We start from the raw sequence: 18,808 nt of genomic DNA, 5'->3' as shown, positions 1-18,808 counted from the left end.
TCGCCAGCACAGGACACCGAGATCTAAAGCTGCTGCGCCAACACTTCAATCTGCTCCTGGCGCTCCGCCTGATTCAACTTTGCATGGGGATTGAGCGAAGACCATTGCGGATACGCCCGGGCTTTGTTCAGCGCTTCCGGCAACTTGCCTTCGCGCCAGGTCTTGTCCTGGGGCGTGGCGACCTGGATGCTCTCCAGCGCGGCATGCCCGCGAGCATTCAGCGCCAGCAACAGTTGGCGCTGGCGCAAGGCCAACAGGCGCAGCACGCTGTCGTCGACGGTCAGTTCGCGCTGGCCCTTGATCTTGCCCAGCAGACGGCTGCCGTAACTGCGCGCGGTTTGCAGGGCGCCGCCGGCAATGGCGCCCGCCAGTGCGGCAGCGCCCAGTGTCAGACCACCGACCAGCAGATCCACCCCGGCCCCGGCGGCTGCGCCGGCTGCGATGCCGCCGCCCACTCGCACTCCCAGTTGTTTGAGGGTTTCAGGATTGAACAGGTCGTCGCCCCAACGCCCATCGAGCAATGGCAAGTCGCTGGCTGCGGCATCCTGCGGACGAAACGCGTAGAGCTTGAGCAGGGCTTCGACGCAGCGCTGTTCCCGCTGGCGCACGGCCTTGCGCAGTTCGCTGATCGCCTGTTGTTCCTGCTCGGCCTCGGCGACCACGCTGCGTCGGCACGCGGCGCAGTCGATCAATAATTCGGCAATCAATCGCGCAGCACTTTGCTGGCGGGCCAGGCGCTGGGCTTGCTGATCGGCGATCAGGCGTTCCAGTTGCGGCCGGGCGTTTTCCAACAGCAGGGCCAGGCTTTCGTACAGTCGGCGTTCGCCATCTTCCGGTGGCGCGACGCTGTCGAAACGCACCAGGGCGTGCAGGCCTAATCGCGCCAATGCTTCGCGCCAGTCCGGTTCGCGATGGTTGGCGCTGCTGACAAAATTCAACACCGGCAACAAGGGCTTGCCGCAGCTGGCCAGCACTTCCAGCTCGTCGCGGTATTTGGATAACACCGGTTCGCGAGCGTCAATTACATACAGCCCTGCATCGCAGGTGAGCAGCTGGCGCAGCACTTTGGCTTCCTGCTCGAAACGCTGCCGGGCCTCGCTGCCTTCCAGGAAGCGAGCGAGCCGCGCCGGGCCATCGAGGCGTTCGCCGGGGCGCTCCAGGCGTTCAAGATAGTCGAGCAGGGCGATGGCATCTTCCAGGCCCGGGGTGTCGAACAGGTCGAGCAGCGGCTCGCCGTCCACCGACAGGCGCGCACCTTCGACATGGCGGGTGGTGCTGGGCCGGTGAGACACTTCGCCGAATCCCACATCCCGTGTCAGGGTTCGCAGCAACGAGGTTTTGCCGACGTTGGTGTGGCCCACCACGGCCAGTTTGAGCGGATGTTGCCGTGAGTCAGTCATGCCCGTTCTCCAGCCAGTTCAATGGCGCACTGTCGGCGAACGGCAGTTCCAATTGTTGCAACGCCACATGCCAATCGCCCAGGCGCTCGGCATCCAGCGCCTCGCCAGGTGGTGCCTGCAGCAACCAGACTCGAGTGGCGCTGGCGTTGCGTGCCAGCTCCGCAATCAACGCCAGGCTGCCGCGATCAGGCGAGCGCCGTGGGTCGCAGGCGATGGCCAGGCGTGCAGGTGGAAACCGGCTGAGTTGTTCGAGGAGTTTGTGCCGCGATTCACGACTGTCGAGAATCCCGGCGTCGCTGACATTCTTCGGCAACTGTGGCGGCCACGGACGTTGATCATCCAGCTCGATGGCGACCAGCAACGCGCCCGCGCTTTGCAAGTCGCTGGTGTGGCTTTGCACTTGATGCAACTGCTCGGGCGCGGCATCGCTGATGCCCAGTCTTTCGCTGCTGGGCATCAGCCTTTCGCGCAACTGCGCGTAGCCGGGCAGGTTCAGGTCCAGGCGCAAATGTGCCTGGCCGCTTTTCCAGCGCCACAGGCAGAGCAGTGCCAGCAGCAGGCGCGGGAAAACTCCGTAGACCACCAGCACGCCAACCAGCCAGGTGGCCCAGGCTTGCCGGGCGCTTTCAATGTTAAGCGCCGCATCGCCACTGGCGCGGATCATCTCGACCGTTGGAATGTTGAAGCCGAGCAAGGCGGGCAGGGCGCCCAAGGCTTGGGTCATGGCGACGAAGGTGTCAGCGCTGAGCAGGGTGGTCTCCCAGACGAAGCCGTAACGCCGAGTCGCCATCAAGGTCAGCAACATCACCAGTGCGCTGAGCATGGCCAGCAACCACAGGCCGTTGACCAGCACGCCAATCACCCAGCGATTGAGTTTCTGCCGTTGCAGCAGCAACAGTAACGCCGGCGGCAGTTGCGCGGCCTTGGCGTCCCGGGCGAGTTTTTCGCTGAGCCACAGCCACAAGCGGCCGAGGCTGGCGCCGTGTTCGCCGGCGAACATCAGGCCGAGCGCCCAGCTCAGCAATAAAATCAAATTCAGCCCGAGCAGGCTGCCCAAGGCCCAGAACACATTGACCGGGTTCTGTCCGTCGCCCAGCGCGGCAAACGCCAGGCCGGCGCCGCTGATGATTGCCAGTACGGCGAGGGCGATCAGCGCCAGTCGCGCACCTTGCAGCCAATGGCTCAGCGCGCTGCTCAGCCCGTCGCGTTCGGCCAGCCACAGCGCTCGGCGTTGAATCCGTGCCGGCAGATCGCCGCCCGCGCTGCGGGCAATTCGGTTGGCTTCCAGATCATCCAGGGCCCCGGCGTGTTCTTCACGCAGGCGGATGGTTTCCGTCAGCCAGAGGTTAGTCAGTTCAGTCACGCGGCATCCCGTCGCTCAATTGAGCCGTGAGCATAACCGCTGTAGCGCTTGTCGGGGGGCTACGTTGCGAGAAGCTGGCGCTCTGGTATCCTCGCCGACATGACTAAATCACTCCCTCTCAGCCTGATTGCAGCCCTCGGTGAAAACCGTGTGATCGGCGTCGACAACAGCATGCCCTGGCACTTGCCGGGGGACTTCAAATACTTCAAGGCCACCACCCTGGGCAAGCCGATCATCATGGGGCGCAAGACCTGGGATTCCCTGGGTCGTCCGCTGCCGGGACGCTTGAATATCGTCGTCAGCCGCCAGGCTGGCCTGCAGTTGGAAGGCGCGGAGGTGTATCCGTCGCTGGAGGCAGCAGTGGTGCGGGCGCAGGAATGGGCGAACGAGCAGGGTGTGGATGAGCTGATGTTGATTGGCGGGGCGCAGTTGTATGCGCAGGGCATGGCACAGGCGGATCGGTTGTATCTGACCCGTGTGGCGCTGAGCCCTGAAGGGGATGCGTGGTTTCCGGAGTTTGATCTGGGGCAGTGGAAGCTGGTGTCGAACGTGCCAACTGCTGCCGAAGGCGATAAGCCGGCGTACAGCTTCGAGGTTTGGCAGAGAGCCTAAAAGATCGCAGCCTGCGGCAGCTCCTACGGGATCGGTGAACACCTGTAGGAGCTGGCGAAGCCTGCGATCTTTTGATCTTGGCGGCTGCTCTTAAGCCTGAGCCAACGCCGAATGCTCATCCGCATCCAGCAACTCTTTATCCGTTTGCTGCATGATCTGGCTGGTCACCGCGCCCGCTGCAATCGAACCGCTCACGTTCAACGCTGTGCGGCCCATATCGATCAGCGGCTCCACGGAAATCAGCAGCGCTACCAGTGATACCGGCAAGCCCATCGCCGGCAACACGATCAGTGCGGCGAACGTCGCACCACCGCCGACCCCAGCCACTCCAGCCGAACTCAGGGTCACAATCGCCACCAGCGTCGCGATCCACAGTGGGTCCAGCGGATTGATGCCCACGGTCGGCGCTACCATCACCGCCAACATTGCCGGGTACAGGCCGGCACAGCCGTTCTGGCCAATGGTCGCGCCAAACGAGGCGGCGAAGCTGGCGATGGATTGCGGAATCCCCAGGCGGCTGGTCTGGGCTTCGATGCTCAGCGGAATGGTCGCAGCGCTCGAACGGCTGGTGAAGGCAAACGTCAGCACGGGCCAGATCTTGCGGAAAAAGCGCAGCGGATTGATTCCGGCCGCCGACACCAGCACGCCATGCACCACAAACATCAGGCCGAGGCCGATGTAGGACACCACCACAAAACTGCCGAGCTTGATGATGTCTTGCAGGTTGGAACCGGCGACCACTTTGGTCATCAGCGCCAACACACCGTAAGGGGTCAGCTTCATCACCAGGCGCACCAGGCGCATCACCCAGGCTTGCAGGGTATCGATGGCGTTGATCACTTTCTGACCTTTTTCAACGTCATCCTTCAGCAGTTGCAAGGCGGCAACTCCGAGGAACGCAGCGAAGATCACCACGCTGATGATCGAAGTCGGCTTGGCGCGCGCCAGGTCAGCGAACGGGTTTTGCGGGATGAACGACAACAGCAACTGCGGCACATTGAGGTCGGCGACCTTGCCCGCGTAGTCGGTCTGGATGGTTTGCAGGCGAGCCATTTCCTGGGTGCCGGCGACCAGCCCTTCCGCGGTCAGGCCGAACAGGTTGGTCAGGCCGATACCGATCAACGCGGCGATAGCGGTGGTGAACAGCAGCGTGCCGATGGTCAGGAAGCTGATCTTGCCCAGTGACGAGGCGTTGTGCAGGCGCGCCACGGCGCTGAGTATCGAGGCGAATACCAGCGGGATCACGATCATCTGCAGCAGTTGCACGTAGCCGTTGCCCACCAGATCGAACCAGCCGATAGAGGCTTTCAGCACCGGATTGCCAGCACCATAAATGGTGTGCAAAGCCACGCCGAATGCCACGCCGAGTGTCAGCGCAAGCAGGACTTTTTTCGCCAGGCTCCAGTTGGAGTGACGGGTTTGCGCCAGGCCGAATAGCAGGGCAAGGAACACCAGCAGATTGAGGGTCAGCGGCAGATTCATGAAAACTCCGATAAAGACTTGTGCCCGCTGCCTTGCGGGGCAGCTGCGAACCGGCAAGCCTAACAGCTTGAAAACTAATGAATTAATATCAAAAACGCATGGTTACTGTCGTTTTTGGAATAAGCGCGTGTCGCTCTCGGGAATGCAGCTGGCGCAATAGGGACGCGGACGGTCGCAGGCAGGCGGGGACTGTCATATTAATTTGATAGCGTCGAGCTCTTTGAATCAGGGAGAACCAAGATGAAGCTTGCACCGAAATTTCTGGTAGCAGCACTCTGCCTCGGCCTGGCTGGCCAGGCCCTCGCCACGGATCTGAAACACTGGCCAGCCGATCAGGCCAAGGCATTGGATGCGATGATCGCCGCCAATGCCAACAAAGGTAACTACGCGGTGTTCGACATGGACAACACCAGTTACCGCTACGATCTGGAAGAGTCATTGCTGCCGTTCATGGAAAACAAGGGCCTGATCACCCGTGACAAGCTCGACCCCTCCCTGAAACTGATCCCGTTCAAAGACACCGCCGAGCACAAGGAAAGCCTGTTCAGTTATTACTATCGACTCTGCGAACTCGATGACATGGTCTGCTACCCATGGGTCGCGCAGGTGTTCTCCGGCTTCACCCTCAAAGAGCTCAAGGGGTATGTCGACGAGTTGATGGCATCAGGCAAACCGGTGCCTGCCACCTACTACGAAGGCGACGTGGTGAAGAAGCTCGACGTCAATCCGCCGAAGATCTTCACTGGGCAGAAAGAGCTCTACAACAAGCTGATGGAAAACGGCATCGAGGTCTATGTGATGACCGCTGCCTCGGAAGAGCTGGTGCGCATGGTCGCGTCCGATCCGCAGTATGGCTACAACGTCAAGCCGCAGAACGTGATCGGTGTGAGCCTGTTGCTCAAGGACACCAAGACCGGCGAACTGACCACCGCACGCAAGCAGATCACCGCCGGCAAGTATGACGAGAAAGCCAACCTGGGCCTCGAGTTGACCCCGTACCTGTGGACTCCGGCGACCTGGATGGCGGGCAAGCAGGCGGCGATCCTGACGTACATCGATGAGTGGAAAAAACCGGTGTTGGTCGGTGGTGATACGCCCACCAGTGATGGTTTCATGCTGTTCCACAGCGTCGACGTGGCCAAGGGCGGCATTCACTTGTGGGTCAACCGCAAAGACAAATACATGACCCAGATTAACGGCATGATGGCTAAGCACGCTGCGGCGCAGGCCAAGGAAGGGTTGCCGGTGACGGCGGACAAGAATTGGGTGATCGTGAAGCCAGAAGAAATCCAGTAAGACCGAGTCGTGGCCATCGCGAGCAGGCTCACTCCTACATTGGAACGCATTCTCCTGTAGGAGTGAGCCTGCTCGCGATGGGGTTCTGATGGCCACCCATTAATCGGTCAGGCAAAAAAAATGCCCCGCACTTGGCGGGGCATTTTTATGGTTGCGACTGACGCTTACAGCCCGTCGAGCATCGCCTTGTTGCGCACAGCACCCTTGTCAGCGCTGGTCGCCAGCAGGGCATAGGCCTTCAGTGCCGTGGTCACCTTGCGGGGACGTTTTTCCACCGGCTTCCAGCCTTTCTGATCCTGCTCGGCACGCCGGCCGGCCATCTCTTCATCGCTGATCAACAGGTTGATCGAACGGTTCGGAATGTCGATCAGCACCTTGTCGCCGTCCTGCACCAGGCCAATCGCGCCGCCCGCTGCCGCTTCCGGCGAAGCGTGGCCGATGGACAGGCCCGAGGTGCCGCCGGAGAAACGACCATCGGTGAGCAGGGCGCAGGCTTTGCCCAGGCCTTTGGATTTCAGGTACGAAGTCGGATAGAGCATTTCCTGCATGCCCGGGCCGCCTTTCGGGCCTTCGTAACGGATGATCACGATGTCGCCGGCTTTCACTTCGTCCGCGAGGATGCCGCGCACGGCGCTGTCCTGGCTTTCGAAGATCTTCGCGTTGCCTTCGAACACGTGGATCGACTCGTCGACGCCTGCGGTTTTCACCACGCAGCCGTCCAGTGCGATGTTGCCGTAGAGAACGGCCAGGCCGCCTTCTTTCGAGTAGGCGTGCTCGACACTGCGGATGCAGCCGTTTTCACGGTCGTCGTCGAGGGTTTCCCAACGGGTCGACTGGCTGAACGCGGTTTGCGTCGGGATACCTGCAGGGCCGGCCTTGAAGAAGTGATGCACCGCTTCGTCGTCAGTCTGGGTGATGTCCCACTTGGCAATGCCTTCGGCCAGGGTCTTGCTGTGTACGGTTGGCAGGTCGGTGTGCAACAGGCCGCCACGGGCCAGGGAGCCGAGGATGCTGAAGATCCCGCCGGCGCGGTGCACGTCTTCCATGTGGTACTTCTGGATGTTTGGCGCGACTTTGCACAGTTGCGGCACGTGGCGGGAAAGGCGGTCGATGTCGCGCAGGTCGAAATCGATCTCGGCTTCCTGGGCGGCGGCCAGCAAGTGCAGGATGGTGTTGGTGGAACCGCCCATGGCGATGTCCAGGGTCATGGCGTTTTCGAACGCCTTGAAGTTGGCGATGTTGCGCGGCAATACCGACTCGTCGTTCTCGGTGTAGTAACGCTTGCACAGCTCGACGATGGTGCGGCCGGCCTGCAGGAACAGCTGTTCGCGGTCGCTGTGGGTGGCGAGGGTCGAACCGTTGCCGGGCAATGCCAGGCCCAGGGCTTCTACCAGGCAGTTCATCGAGTTGGCGGTGAACATGCCGGAGCACGAACCGCAAGTCGGGCAGGCGCTGCGCTCGTACTCAGCAACTTTCTCGTCAGAAGCGCTGGAGTCGGCGGCGATGACCATGGCGTCGACGAGGTCGAGACCGTGGCTGGCCAGCTTGGTCTTGCCGGCTTCCATCGGGCCGCCGGAGACGAAGATCACCGGGATGTTCAGGCGCAGGGAGGCCATCAGCATGCCGGGGGTGATCTTGTCGCAGTTGGAGATGCAGACGATCGCGTCGGCACAGTGGGCGTTGACCATGTACTCGACGGAGTCGGCGATGATCTCGCGGCTCGGCAGCGAATAGAGCATGCCGTCGTGGCCCATGGCGATGCCGTCATCGACGGCGATGGTGTTGAATTCTTTTGCCACACCGCCAGCGCGTTCGATCTCGCGGGCGACCAGTTGACCCAGGTCCTTGAGGTGGACGTGGCCCGGTACGAACTGGGTGAAGGAGTTGGCAATGGCGATGATCGGCTTTTTGAAGTCGTCATCTTTCATCCCCGTGGCGCGCCACAGAGCGCGGGCACCGGCCATGTTGCGGCCGTGGGTGGATGTTTTCGAGCGGTAATCAGGCATGAAGCACTCCGGGCGGCTAATCAGGTATCAAAAGGGAAGTGAGCTTCTATTGACGTCTGGAACACTCAGAAATGGCCGTGTGTCCGGAAGTTGCCGATAAGTTTGCGGGATCGCCGCGCGCTTCAGCTTGAGCTCATAAACCCGCCGGGGGATGACTGGCGATGAATGAGGCGATTCTACACGGCTGGCGGCGAGAGGGAATGCCGGTGAGCGGCTGATCCAGCGCTCACGGGGCGTGTTGAATGACGACCGGCGTGTATCAGCTCACTTTCAGGGCTACATTGCGCCGCGCGATCAGCGCATTCAAACCGAGACCTACGGCACTCAGGCTCAAGAAACACAAGGAGAGGGCTCTGGTCAGGTCCTCGGACGCGAGATTGATCACCACGCTGATCACGCCGCCGCACATGAAGATCATTACGCCGCCGACCGAAGAGGACGTGCCCGCATCTTCGGGATGAAGGGTCATGGCTTTGGAGTTGGCAATAGGCCTGGCGATGGTAGTCCCGGCCGTGCAGATCAACATCGGTATCAGCACCGCCGCAGCCGTGAGCCCGAACTGATTCGACAGCCACAACATGACCACCCCTGACAGGGCGATCAGGCCCAGGCCGACAATGATCTGTGTCGTGGCCTGCAGGCGCCGATGCAGGGCACTGGCGATTATTCCGCCTACCACATAAGCCACGCCATACAACAACAGGGCCCAGGCAAATTCGTAAGGCGAGAGGGCCAAGCGTTCCATGAAAATGATGGGTGAAATGACGATGAATGAAAAATGGCAGGCGAAGGCCAGGCCCGAAATGAGCCAATAACCCATGAAGCGTCCATCGGAACACAGCCGCCCATAGGCACTGAAAAAGCGCCCGGGCGACGCAGTGCGAATGCGTGGAGTGTGCTTGAGCAAGACGCCTGCTTTTATCCAGACCATGGCGGCCAGCGCGATAAAAACATAGAAGCTGCCTTCCCAGCCCAGGTGCAATTGCAGCCAGGTGCCGAGCAGCGGCGAGATGGATATGAAAACCCCACCGCCGGTGGTCATCCAGATCCTCATCCGCTCCTGTTCCTTGCCGACGAACAGGTCCTGGATCAGCGCCTGGGAGAGCACAAAGGATCCGCAACCCACGGCCTGGACGACGCGAAACAGCAGGAACCAGCTGTAATCGCTGGAAACCAGGCAACCTGCTGCACCGATTATCGAGATCACAATACCGGTCAATAAAAGCTTCCTGCGCCCCCACAGATCCGACAGTGGTCCGACAAGCACCACGGATAACGCCAGGCCAATGGCGAACAGGCTGACAGAAAGGGCAATGTCGGAGGCTGAGGTCTTGAAGTGGTCAGAGAGCGCGGGAAAGGACGGGAGTACGACGTCCAGGGGGAAAACACCCAGGAGCGTCATGCTCATCAACAGCAGGATGAGCGAGGATTTGTTTGAAATGTGCGTGGAAGGGTTCATCAACAACGCTCTCGGTCCGTGAGGGGTGGTCGAGAGTTGACTTGCTGATAGTGGAAGTCAATGCAGAAGGTGTGAGGCTTTTGTGAAGCTGTTGCGCAAGCGATTGACTCGCTCCCTCAACCAGGGGGATCGGCATGCACCTTGATGGCGACTGCTTCGCAGCCGGACGCAGCCTTCGGCAGCTGCTACATGGGTTGTGGTGCTTCATGTAGCAGCTGGCGCAGCCTGCGTTGGGTTGCGCAGCGACCCCGCTTTCAGCGATTAGCTATTCGGCAGCAACCGGCAAGTAATGCTCTTGATGTAACGCGTTTCAGCAATCGCCGGGTGCACCGGGTGATCCGGGCCTTGGCCGCCGCGTTCCAGCATCTGGATGTTGCGGTCCAGGTGGCGGGCGCTGGTCAGCAGGATGTTCTGCAGGTCGTCTTCCGGCAGGTGCATCGAGCACGAGGCGCTGATCAGGATGCCGTCCTTGGTGAGCAGGCGCATGGCTTGCTCGTTCAGGCGACGGTAGGCGCCTTCGCCGTTTTTCATGTCTTTCTTGCGTTTGATGAACGCCGGCGGGTCGGCGACGATCACGTCGAAACGTTCTTCGCTGGCTTTGAGCTCCTTCAGGGCATCAAACACATCGCCTTCGAGGCAGGTCATTTTCTCGGCGAAGCCGTTCAGGGCAGCGTTGCGCTCGACTCCGTCGAGGGCGAAGGCCGAAGCGTCGACGCAGAAGACTTCACTGGCGCCGAAAGCAGCCGCCTGCACACCCCAGCCGCCGATGTAGCTGTACAGGTCGAGGACGCGTTTGCCCTTGGCGTAAGGCGCCAGGCGTGCGCGGTTCATGCGGTGGTCGTAGAACCAGCCGGTTTTCTGGCCCTGGATGACCGGCGCTTCGAACTTCACGCCGTTCTCTTCCAGCGCGACCCACTCCGGCACCAGGCCGAACACGGTTTCGACGTAGCGGTTGAGGCCTTCGGCGTCACGAGCGGCGGAGTCGTTCTTGAACAGAATGCCGCTTGGCTTGAGCACTTGAGTCAACGCGGCGATCACGTCTTCCTTGTGGGCCTCCATGGTCGCCGAGGCGATCTGCACCACCAGGATGTCGCCGAAACGGTCGACTACCAGGCCTGGCAACAGGTCGGAATCGCCGTATACCAGGCGGTAGAACGGCTTGTCGAACAGGCGATCGCGCAGGGACAGGGCAACGTTGATACGGTGCACCAGCAGCGACTTGTCCAGCGGCAACTTGATGTCGCGCGACAGCAGGCGGGCGCAGATCAGGTTGTTCGGGCTCATGGCAACGATGCCCAGGGTTTTGCCACCGGCGGCTTCGAGGATTGCCTGATCGCCGGCCTGGAAGCCCTGCAGAGGGGTGGCGGCTACATCGATTTCGTTGCTGTAGACCCACAGGTGGCCGTTTCGCAGGCGACGGTCGGCGTTGGCTTTGAGGCGCAGGCTAGGCAGGGACATGACGTCGCTCCGGAAAAAAGAGCGGGAGTATAGCGTGTTGGGGGGGGCGGCGGGCTTGAGAGCGATGAAACGCTGATGGCCTCTTCGCGAGCAAGCCCGCTCCCACATTGGTCTGCGATCTTCCAGATAGAACGCGTTCAAATGTGGGAGCGGGCTTGCTCGCGAAGGCGGTTTTGAATCTTATTCAGAAAGCGCGGCAATCAACTCGCGGTTAAACGCCGGAATATCATCCGGCTGGCGGCTGCTGATCAGGTTGCCGTCCGTCACCACTTCCTTGTCCACCCAATTGGCTCCGGCGTTCACCAGATCGTCCCTGAGCGTCTTGAAGCTGGTCAAGGTCTTGCCGTTGACCAGTCCGGCAGACACCAACAGCCAGGCGCCATGGCAGATCACGGCGATCGGCTTGCCGGCCGAGGTGCCGGTTTTCACCAGGTGCTGGGCGTCCTGATCGATACGGATGGTGTCGGAGTTCTGCACGCCGCCGGGCAGGACGATGGCGTCGTAGTGGTCGACGCTGGCGCCCTTGAAGGTACCGTCAACCTGGAAGTCATCAGCCGGCTTGTCGTGATTCCAGCCTTTGACCTGACCTTCCTCGGCCGAGAGGATATCGACCCGGGCACCGGCTTCTTCCAAAGCCTGTTTCGGACCGGTGAGTTCGACCTGTTCAAAACCATCGGTTACAAGAATCGCGACGCGCTTGCCGCTGAGGGAATTGGCCATGATGGCTGCTCCTGAATGAGTAAGTGTTTGCCCTTGGGCGTTACTCAGTCCGAAGCCTGGGCGTGGATGAAAGTTCCTCCGATGTGCCCGCTGGTGTGTCGGATCCAACTTCATAAAGGTTAGAATCGCCGCCTGTCCCAGAGCGTGTACTTATGTCCCAAGAGCTGACCACCGAACAGATTCAACAGACCCTGCAAGGCATTAGCGTGCCGGCCCAGCCGCAGATCATGGTGGATTTGCAGATGGAGCAGTACATGCCGGACCCGGACCTGGAGGTGATCGCCAAGCTGATCTCCCAGGACCCCGGCCTGTCCGGTTCGCTGTTGAAGATCGTCAATTCGCCATACTACGGCTTGAGCAACAAGATCGCCTCGATCCAGCGCGCGGTGAATCTGTTGGGTAGCCGTTCGGTGATCAACCTGATCAACGCGATGTCGATCAAGGGCGAGATGAACGACGACACCATCGTCACCCTGAATCGATTCTGGGACACCGCCCAGGATGTGGCCATGACCTGCCTCACCCTGGCCAAGCGCCTCGGTGGTCAGGCCGGTGACGAAGCCTACGCCCTGGGGCTGTTTCACGACTGCGGCGTGCCGCTGATGCTGCAGCGTTTTCCCGACTACATGAGTGTGCTGGAGCAGGCTTACGCCAACGCCAGCGCGGAATGTCGGGTGGTTGATACGGAAAACAGCCGGTTCAACACCAACCACGCGGTGGTCGGTTACTACACGGCCAAATCCTGGCGCCTGCCGGAGCACGTGTCCCATGCGATCGCCAACCATCACAATGCCCTGGCGATCTTCAGTGATGAATCGTCACGTAACAGCCAGTTGAAAAACCTGCTGGCGATCCTGAAGATGGCCGAGCATATCTGCGCGTCCTATCGGGTGCTGGGCAACCAGAAAATCGACCACGAGTGGAACAGCATCAGCCATCTGGTGCTCGATTATGTCGGCCTCTCGGACTACGACTTCGAGACCCTCAAGCAAACGATTCGCGACCTTGGCAATCATCGCTGAGTGTTGACCTGATCCAGTCCTGATTAGAGTGCGCCATGCCTGAACTGCCAGAAGTCGAAACAACTCGCCGCGGGATCGCGCCACACCTTGAAGGCCAGCGCGTCAGTCGGGTGATTGTGCGTGATCGACGCCTGCGCTGGCCGATACCCGAAGACCTCGACGTGCGGCTGTCCGGGCAGCGCATCGTGCTGGTGGAGCGGCGCGCCAAGTACCTGCTGATCAATGCCGAAGTCGGCACCCTGATCAGCCATCTGGGCATGTCCGGCAATTTGCGCCTGGTGGAGATCGGCACTCCGGCGGCCAAGCATGAGCACGTGGACATCGAGCTGGAGTCAGGCCTGGCCCTGCGCTACACCGACCCTCGCCGGTTCGGCGCAATGCTCTGGAGCCTTGACCCACTCAATCACGAGCTGTTGATACGCCTCGGGCCGGAGCCGTTGACCGAGCTGTTTGACGGCGAGCGCCTGTTTCAGCAGTCCCGCGGGCGCTCCATGGCGGTCAAGCCGTTCATCATGGATAACGCGGTCGTGGTAGGCGTGGGCAATATCTACGCGACCGAAGCGCTGTTCGCCGCAGGCATCGACCCGCGCCGCGAGGCCAAGAGCATTTCCCGCGCCCGGTATTTAAAACTGGCAATCGAAATCAAGCGCATCCTGATCCATGCGATCGAGCGCGGCGGCACCACCTTGCGCGACTTCATCGGCGGCGACGGTCAGCCTGGCTATTTCCAGCAGGAATTGTTCGTTTATGGTCGCGGTGGCGAGCACTGCAAGGTCTGTGGGACCGGCTTGCGGGAAGTGAAGCTGGGTCAGCGCGCCAGCGTCTTTTGCCCTCGTTGCCAAAGCTGACAGGTCCAACAGGCTATAGTCAGTGTTCACTGCCCAGCCGAAGGACCGTGCCATGAATTCGTTTCGAACCCTTGTCGTCGTGTTGCTGTTGAGCCTCGCTGCGCCGGTATTGGCTGCCAGCAATGGCAGCGGCGACCCGCGCTACACCATCCAGAATCCCCCAGCCTACGCCATGCTCGGCGACCTGCTGATCGCCCGACCCTTGCTGGTGGTGGTGACAGTGATCGGTGCCGGGGCGTTTGTGGTCTCGCTGCCGTTTACCGCGCTGGGTGGCGGCATTGGGGATGCGGGGCAGGCGCTGGTGGTGGATCCGGCGAAGGCGGCGTTTGTGCGGTGTCTGGGGTGTATCGGGGAGGGGTTTGAGCAGCGGGAGTGAAGGCAGCCACACCAGCGATCAGACCTTACCGGTGATCACCCGATACTTCGCCATCAGCTGCTCTTCAGTCTCCGGATGCGCCTCATCCAGCGGAATGCAATCCACCGGGCAAACCTGCTGGCACTGCGGTTCGTCGTAGTGGCCGACGCACTGCGTGCACAGGTTGGGGTCGATCACATAGATCTCTTCGCCTTGGGAGATGGCGGCGTTCGGGCACTCGGGTTCGCAGACGTCGCAGTTGATGCAATCGTCGGTGATGATCAGGGACATGCTAACTCCAGCCAGGGTGGAAACCCGGGCGTTATAAACCAATGCGCGCAATTGTGCCGCATTGGAGCTGCAGGAGCCAGCTTGCTGGCGATGGACGGGAGAGCGCCGGGTTTATCCAGACAGCCCCGCGTCATCGTTAACGTGCATCGCCAGCAAGCCGGCTGCAACAGTCTGCGTTATTTCTTGAAGCGTTCGGTCAGGGCGTCCGCCACCGCAGGGTGCACGAACTTGGTGATATCGCCGCCCAAGGCCGCAATTTCACGGACCAGCGTCGAGGAGATGAACGAATAGCGCTCCGACGGGGTGAGAAACAGACTCTCCACATCCGGTGCCAGCTGACGGTTCATGTTGGCCAGCTGAAATTCGTATTCGAAGTCCGACACTGCGCGCAAACCACGGAGAAACACATTGGCGTTTTTCTCTTTGGCGAAATGCGCCAACAGCGTCGAGAAACCGACCACTTCCACGTTCGGCAGGTGTTTGGTGACCTCGCGAGCCAGCTCCACCCGTTGTTCCAGGGGAAACAAAGGGTTTTTCTTCGGGCTGGCGGCGACGGCAATGATCACGTGATCGAACAGGCGCGAGGCGCGTTCGACCAGATCGCCATGGCCCTTGGTAATAGGGTCGAAGGTACCTGGGTACAACACTCGGTTCATCGCGTCGTCCTGGCGGGAGTCCGTTGGGGAGTCGGATGGTATCGCAGCCTTCCCGGTCGGCCAAGTCGCCTGTTGGGTAAGAAAGCACTATAGACGATGGGAATATTCCTCGTTTTCACCGATTTTTTAAACGTTCGGCAAGCGCCGTGGCCAATTGCGCGGTTAGTCCGTACACCGACAACTGCGGGTTTGCGCCAATGCTGGTAGGGAACAGCGAGCCATCGTGGATCGACAGATTACTGATCTGGTGATGACGGCCGAGGCTGTCGGTCACGGCGTTTTTCGGATCTTCGCCCATGGCGCAACCCCCCATCACATGGGCGCTGCCCAGGCGGGTGCGGTACAGCTCCAGGCTCAAACCGTCGATCAAAGTGCGCGCTTCGGCCAGGGTTTTGACGTATCGAGCATCGGCGTGCATTGGCATCACCGCCTTGGCGCCGCCGGCAAACTGGATTTCGGCCATGCTGTGGAACGCCCGGCGCAGGCCGTCCCAGGCATAGGCGGACACCGGGTAGTCGAGGACCGGCGTGTCATCACCGCGCAATTCGACGCTGCCACCGGGGCTGTCCGGATGGAAACCGTCACGCAGCAGCGCCAGCATGGCGTGGGTGTGCGGCAAATTTTCCATGTGCCGGGCATTTTCCTCACCGAAGCCGCCAAGCAGGGTCGTGGCGAGCGCCGGGTGTAGCGGCGGCACTTCCAGTTTGTAGGACATCTTGCCGCTGGTGCCGTCCTGCCACTGGAAGTGATCGGAATAAATCGATTGGGGGGCGCCATAGAACGGGTTGATCACTTCATCGAACAAGCCTGCGGACATGTTCACCAGATGCAGGAACGTGCGTTTGCCCAAGCGTTTGTGCGGGTCGGGGGTAGCGGAGCGCAGCAGCAGCGCCGGGCTATTGATTCCGCCGCCGGCCAGTACGTAATGCCGCGCTTTTACCGTGACAGTCCTGCCCGTTGGCGCAACGCAGCGCTCGTCCATGGCGACGCAATTCAGGCCGGTGACTTTGCCGTCCTTGATCGAGAGCTTTTCAGCGCGAGCCAGATAAAGTAATTCACCGCCTTTTTCCAGGGTCGCAGGAATGGTGGTCACCAACATCGATTGCTTGGCATTGGTCGGGCAGCCCATGCCGCAGTAACCCAGGTTCCAGCAGCCGCGGACGTTGCGCGGAATCACATGCCAGCTGTAGCCCAGTTTTTCGCAGCCTTTGCGGATCACGTCGTTATTCGCGTTAGGCGGTACCATCCACGGGGCGACTCCCAGGCGCTGCTCCATTTTCTCGAACCAGGGTGCCATGTCGGTGGGGCTGTGGCCTTTGACGTCATGTTCCCGTGCCCAGTGTTCGAGCGTCGGGGTTGGGGTGCGGAAGCTCGATGTCCAGTTGATCAGCGTGGTGCCGCCGACTGCGCGCCCTTGCAGGATGGTGATGGCGCCGTCCTTGCTCATGCGACCGATGCCCTCCTGATACAGGCTGGTGTAGGCCTGGTCTTCGAGCATCTTGAAGTCGCTGCTGGTCTTGAGCGGGCCTTCCTCGATCAGCAGCACCTTGTACCCGGCGGCGCTGAGGATTTCTGCCGTCGTGCCGCCACCGGCACCGCTGCCGATGATTGCCACGTCGGCCTCGAGGGTCAGGTCCTCGGTCAGTTGCGAACCGTTATAGGTCTTCCAGCCGCGGGCCAGGCCTTCTCGGAACGGATCGGGTACGGGCATGTTCGGGTTCTCGTTATTGTTTTGGTTGTGTGGTGAAGCGGCTGATGCCGTTGCGGGCAAGCCCGCTCCCACAGGATTACGCGATACATGTAGGAGTGAGCCTGCTCGCGATGGGCTCGACTCGGTCTCAAACAGCAGGCGGCCCCGGATACCCGCAATGCACCCAGGATTCCTGGCGGCTATACCAGGCCATCATCACCAGCTGCAGCAATGAGCTATGGCCCATGCGCAACAAATCCAGCGAGCTGTTTTCCCAGCGGTCGAGGAACTGTCGGATTTCATCGGCGCTGGCATTTTCCCAACTGCCCCAGACCCCGGTTAGCGGTCCGCGAGTGACGGTCAGGCCCAGCACGTCAAACAACTGCTGCGTCAGCTTGAGCATCTCCGGCGACAAGTGATTCAGGCCGTTATCCAGATTTGCCAACGTGCTATCGACGGCGTGCGACATCTTCTCGGCAGGTACCGCGCCATCGAGCAGCACTGGAATCAGTGCGCGCAAAAACAGCAGGTCACCCCGACGCAGGATCGCGAAACCGCTGGCCGGGGTACTTGAGGAGCAGCCACTGAGACTGGCGCCCAATCCGGCGGTGGCAAGGAAGGCAGTCGCGCCCAGGCTGAATTTCAGCAGGCCACGGCGTGACAGTGCGGGTGTATCGGACAGGCTGGGGGTCATTATTGTTATTACCCGGCGATGTTGATTAGCGAATGAACAGTTTCTGAATCAGCTTTTGAATGGCTTTGCCATAAGGCGGGTAGATCAGCCTCGCCGCGTTGAAACGCTGCTTGATCAATACCCCCTTGGCTTTACTGAACGTCAGAAATCCCTCGTGGCCGTGGTAATGACCCATGCCCGATGCGCCGATGCCGCCAAATGGCATGTCGTCCTGAGCTACGTGCAGCAAGGTGTCATTGAGGCAAACACCGCCGGAGTGGGTTTCGTGAAGCACTCGATCCTGTTCGCGCTTGTTGTAGCCGAAGTAATACAGGGCGAGCGGGCGGGGGCGCTGATTGATGTAGGCAAATGCCTGATCAAGATCGGTGTAGGGCACGATCGGCAGCACCGGGCCGAAGATTTCGTCCTGCATCACAGTCATGTCATCACTGACGTTGAGCAGCAGGCTATGGCCCATGCGGCGACCCTGGCCCTGCTCGAACAGCGGAATGAGCAATGCGCCCTTGCTGGTGGCGTCGCTGATGTAGCCGTTGAGACGCGCCAGTTGTCGGTCATTGATGATGGCGGTGTAGTCCGGATTGTCCACCAGCGTCGGGTAGAACCCGCGAACGGCCTGGCGATAAGCTTCCACGAAGCCTGCTACACGGTCTTGCGGCACCAGCACGTAGTCCGGCGCCACGCAGGTTTGCCCGGCGTTGAGGGTCTTGCCGAAGGCGATGCGCTCGGCGGCATCCTTGAGCGGCACGTCGTGGGACACGATAGCGGGGGATTTGCCGCCAAGCTCCAGGGTTACCGGGGTCAGGTTCTGCGCCGCCGCGCGCATCACGTGCTTGCCGATGCTGGTGGCGCCGGTAAACAGCAGGTGGTCAAAACGCAATTGGGAAAAGGCCACGCCGATATCGGCTTCACCGAGCACGACGCAGACCAGATCCTGGGGAAAGATTCGTCCCAGCAGGTCCTTGAGCAGTAATCCGGTGGCCGGGGTGGATTCGCTGAGCTTGAGCATCACTCGGTTTCCCGCTGAGAGCGCGCCTACCAACGGCCCGATCGCCAGGTACAGCGGATAATTCCATGGCACGATCACGCCGACCACGCCCACTGGCTGGTACACGACTTTGGCCGAGGCTGGCTGGAAGGCGACTCCCACCTTGCGCCGCGAGGGTTTCATCCATTTTTTCAAGTGCTGGCTGGCGTAATGTATGCCATGCAGGCTGGGCATCAGTTCGGCGAGCAGGGTTTCATCGGCGCTGCGGTGACTGAAATCCTGGCTGATGGCTTCGATCAGGGCCTGGCGCTCAGAGCTGAGCAGGTCCCTTAGTGCTTTCAGCCATTGCTGGCGCTGAGCCGCCGGTGGCATCGGGTTGGTCGCGTACGCGGCGCGTTGCGCATCAAACAGGCTGCGTAGTTCGTCCAACGGCTGCTGCAAATTTTGCAGATAGGCGATGTCAGCGGTCAT

Annotated in this window: 17 protein-coding genes; 5 read left to right on the top strand and 12 right to left on the bottom strand. The window is 60.9% G+C overall.

Annotated features, from left to right (window positions below; all coding sequences use genetic code 11):
• Positions 1-23 precede the first annotated feature (23 nt).
• Together ORL50_RS01270 and ORL50_RS01265 are read right to left on the bottom strand one after the other, a co-directional pair.
• Complete coding sequence (locus ORL50_RS01270) at positions 24-1,400, bottom strand: GTPase/DUF3482 domain-containing protein (protein WP_266009385.1); 1,377 nt, start codon at positions 1,398-1,400, stop codon at positions 24-26.
• Complete coding sequence (locus tag ORL50_RS01265; protein ID WP_266009384.1) at positions 1,393-2,763, bottom strand: DUF2868 domain-containing protein; 1,371 nt, start codon at positions 2,761-2,763, stop codon at positions 1,393-1,395. Before ORL50_RS01265 ends, ORL50_RS01270 begins: the two co-directional genes overlap by 8 nt.
• A 99-nt stretch (positions 2,764-2,862) precedes the next feature.
• Here ORL50_RS01265 and ORL50_RS01260 point away from each other — a divergent pair, with 99 nt between their 5' ends.
• Positions 2,863-3,375, top strand: coding sequence for a dihydrofolate reductase (locus ORL50_RS01260; RefSeq protein ID WP_266009383.1), 513 nt, complete (start codon positions 2,863-2,865; stop codon positions 3,373-3,375).
• Between the two features lie 90 nt (positions 3,376-3,465).
• Here the strand turns inward: ORL50_RS01260 and ORL50_RS01255 are convergent, their stop codons facing one another.
• The gene (locus tag ORL50_RS01255) at positions 3,466-4,857 is read right to left on the bottom strand and encodes an L-cystine transporter (RefSeq protein WP_266009382.1); all 1,392 of its coding nucleotides are present in this window, start codon (positions 4,855-4,857) and stop codon (positions 3,466-3,468) included.
• Between the two features lie 240 nt (positions 4,858-5,097).
• Here ORL50_RS01255 and ORL50_RS01250 point away from each other — a divergent pair, with 240 nt between their 5' ends.
• A complete protein-coding gene (locus ORL50_RS01250; protein WP_266009381.1) occupies positions 5,098-6,153 on the top strand; it encodes an HAD family hydrolase in 1,056 nt (351 codons plus the stop codon).
• A gap of 164 nt (positions 6,154-6,317) precedes the next feature.
• On the opposite strand, the gene ilvD is transcribed toward ORL50_RS01250, so the two are convergent.
• The 4 genes from ilvD to ORL50_RS01230 all read right to left on the bottom strand — a co-directional run bounded on the left by ilvD (position 6,318) and on the right by ORL50_RS01230 (position 11,796).
• Positions 6,318-8,159, bottom strand: a complete 1,842-nt coding sequence (gene ilvD / locus ORL50_RS01245; protein WP_027926529.1) for a dihydroxy-acid dehydratase — start codon at positions 8,157-8,159, stop codon at positions 6,318-6,320.
• Between the two features lie 259 nt (positions 8,160-8,418).
• Positions 8,419-9,618, bottom strand: coding sequence for a multidrug effflux MFS transporter (locus ORL50_RS01240; protein ID WP_266009380.1), 1,200 nt, complete (start codon positions 9,616-9,618; stop codon positions 8,419-8,421).
• A gap of 261 nt (positions 9,619-9,879) precedes the next feature.
• Complete coding sequence (locus ORL50_RS01235) at positions 9,880-11,076, bottom strand: class I SAM-dependent rRNA methyltransferase (protein WP_266009379.1); 1,197 nt, start codon at positions 11,074-11,076, stop codon at positions 9,880-9,882.
• A 180-nt stretch (positions 11,077-11,256) separates the two neighbouring features.
• Positions 11,257-11,796: a type 1 glutamine amidotransferase domain-containing protein gene (locus ORL50_RS01230; protein ID WP_266009378.1), complete on the bottom strand. Its 540-nt coding sequence runs from the start codon at positions 11,794-11,796 to the stop codon at positions 11,257-11,259.
• A gap of 206 nt (positions 11,797-12,002) precedes the next feature.
• On the opposite strand from ORL50_RS01230, the gene ORL50_RS01225 reads away from it, so the two are divergent.
• The 3 genes from ORL50_RS01225 to ORL50_RS01215 are packed head-to-tail and all read left to right on the top strand — an operon-like array spanning position 12,003 to position 14,042.
• Positions 12,003-12,818 carry an HDOD domain-containing protein gene (locus ORL50_RS01225; protein WP_266009690.1) on the top strand — a complete coding sequence of 272 codons (816 nt, stop codon included), beginning with the start codon at positions 12,003-12,005 and terminating at the stop codon, positions 12,816-12,818.
• Between the two features lie 35 nt (positions 12,819-12,853).
• Positions 12,854-13,666, top strand: a complete 813-nt coding sequence (gene mutM, locus ORL50_RS01220) for a bifunctional DNA-formamidopyrimidine glycosylase/DNA-(apurinic or apyrimidinic site) lyase (RefSeq protein ID WP_266009377.1) — start codon at positions 12,854-12,856, stop codon at positions 13,664-13,666.
• A 52-nt stretch (positions 13,667-13,718) separates the two neighbouring features.
• Entirely contained in the window at positions 13,719-14,042 is a 324-nt protein-coding gene (locus tag ORL50_RS01215; protein ID WP_266009376.1) for a multidrug transporter, read from the top strand.
• Between the two features lie 18 nt (positions 14,043-14,060).
• Here ORL50_RS01215 and ORL50_RS01210 read toward each other — a convergent pair whose 3' ends face one another.
• The 5 genes from ORL50_RS01210 to ORL50_RS01190 all read right to left on the bottom strand — a co-directional run bounded on the left by ORL50_RS01210 (position 14,061) and on the right by ORL50_RS01190 (position 18,808).
• Positions 14,061-14,312: a YfhL family 4Fe-4S dicluster ferredoxin gene (locus tag ORL50_RS01210; protein WP_028621174.1), complete on the bottom strand. Its 252-nt coding sequence runs from the start codon at positions 14,310-14,312 to the stop codon at positions 14,061-14,063.
• A 176-nt stretch (positions 14,313-14,488) separates the two neighbouring features.
• Entirely contained in the window at positions 14,489-14,968 is a 480-nt protein-coding gene (gene coaD / locus ORL50_RS01205) for a pantetheine-phosphate adenylyltransferase (protein WP_045059801.1), read from the bottom strand.
• Between the two features lie 115 nt (positions 14,969-15,083).
• Positions 15,084-16,679, bottom strand: a complete 1,596-nt coding sequence (locus ORL50_RS01200) for a GMC family oxidoreductase (RefSeq protein ID WP_266009374.1) — start codon at positions 16,677-16,679, stop codon at positions 15,084-15,086.
• A gap of 127 nt (positions 16,680-16,806) precedes the next feature.
• Positions 16,807-17,352 carry a twin-arginine translocation pathway signal protein gene (locus ORL50_RS01195; RefSeq protein ID WP_266009373.1) on the bottom strand — a complete coding sequence of 182 codons (546 nt, stop codon included), beginning with the start codon at positions 17,350-17,352 and terminating at the stop codon, positions 16,807-16,809.
• A gap of 25 nt (positions 17,353-17,377) precedes the next feature.
• Complete coding sequence (locus ORL50_RS01190; RefSeq protein WP_266009372.1) at positions 17,378-18,808, bottom strand: coniferyl aldehyde dehydrogenase; 1,431 nt, start codon at positions 18,806-18,808, stop codon at positions 17,378-17,380.

The sequence above is a fragment of the Pseudomonas sp. RIT-562 genome (assembly GCF_026241895.1).
Taxonomy (GTDB): Bacteria; Pseudomonadota; Gammaproteobacteria; order Pseudomonadales; family Pseudomonadaceae; genus Aquipseudomonas; species Aquipseudomonas mandelii_F.
The sequence above is the reverse complement of the archived record's forward strand: the minus strand, read 5'-3'. Positions and strand labels throughout refer to the sequence as shown.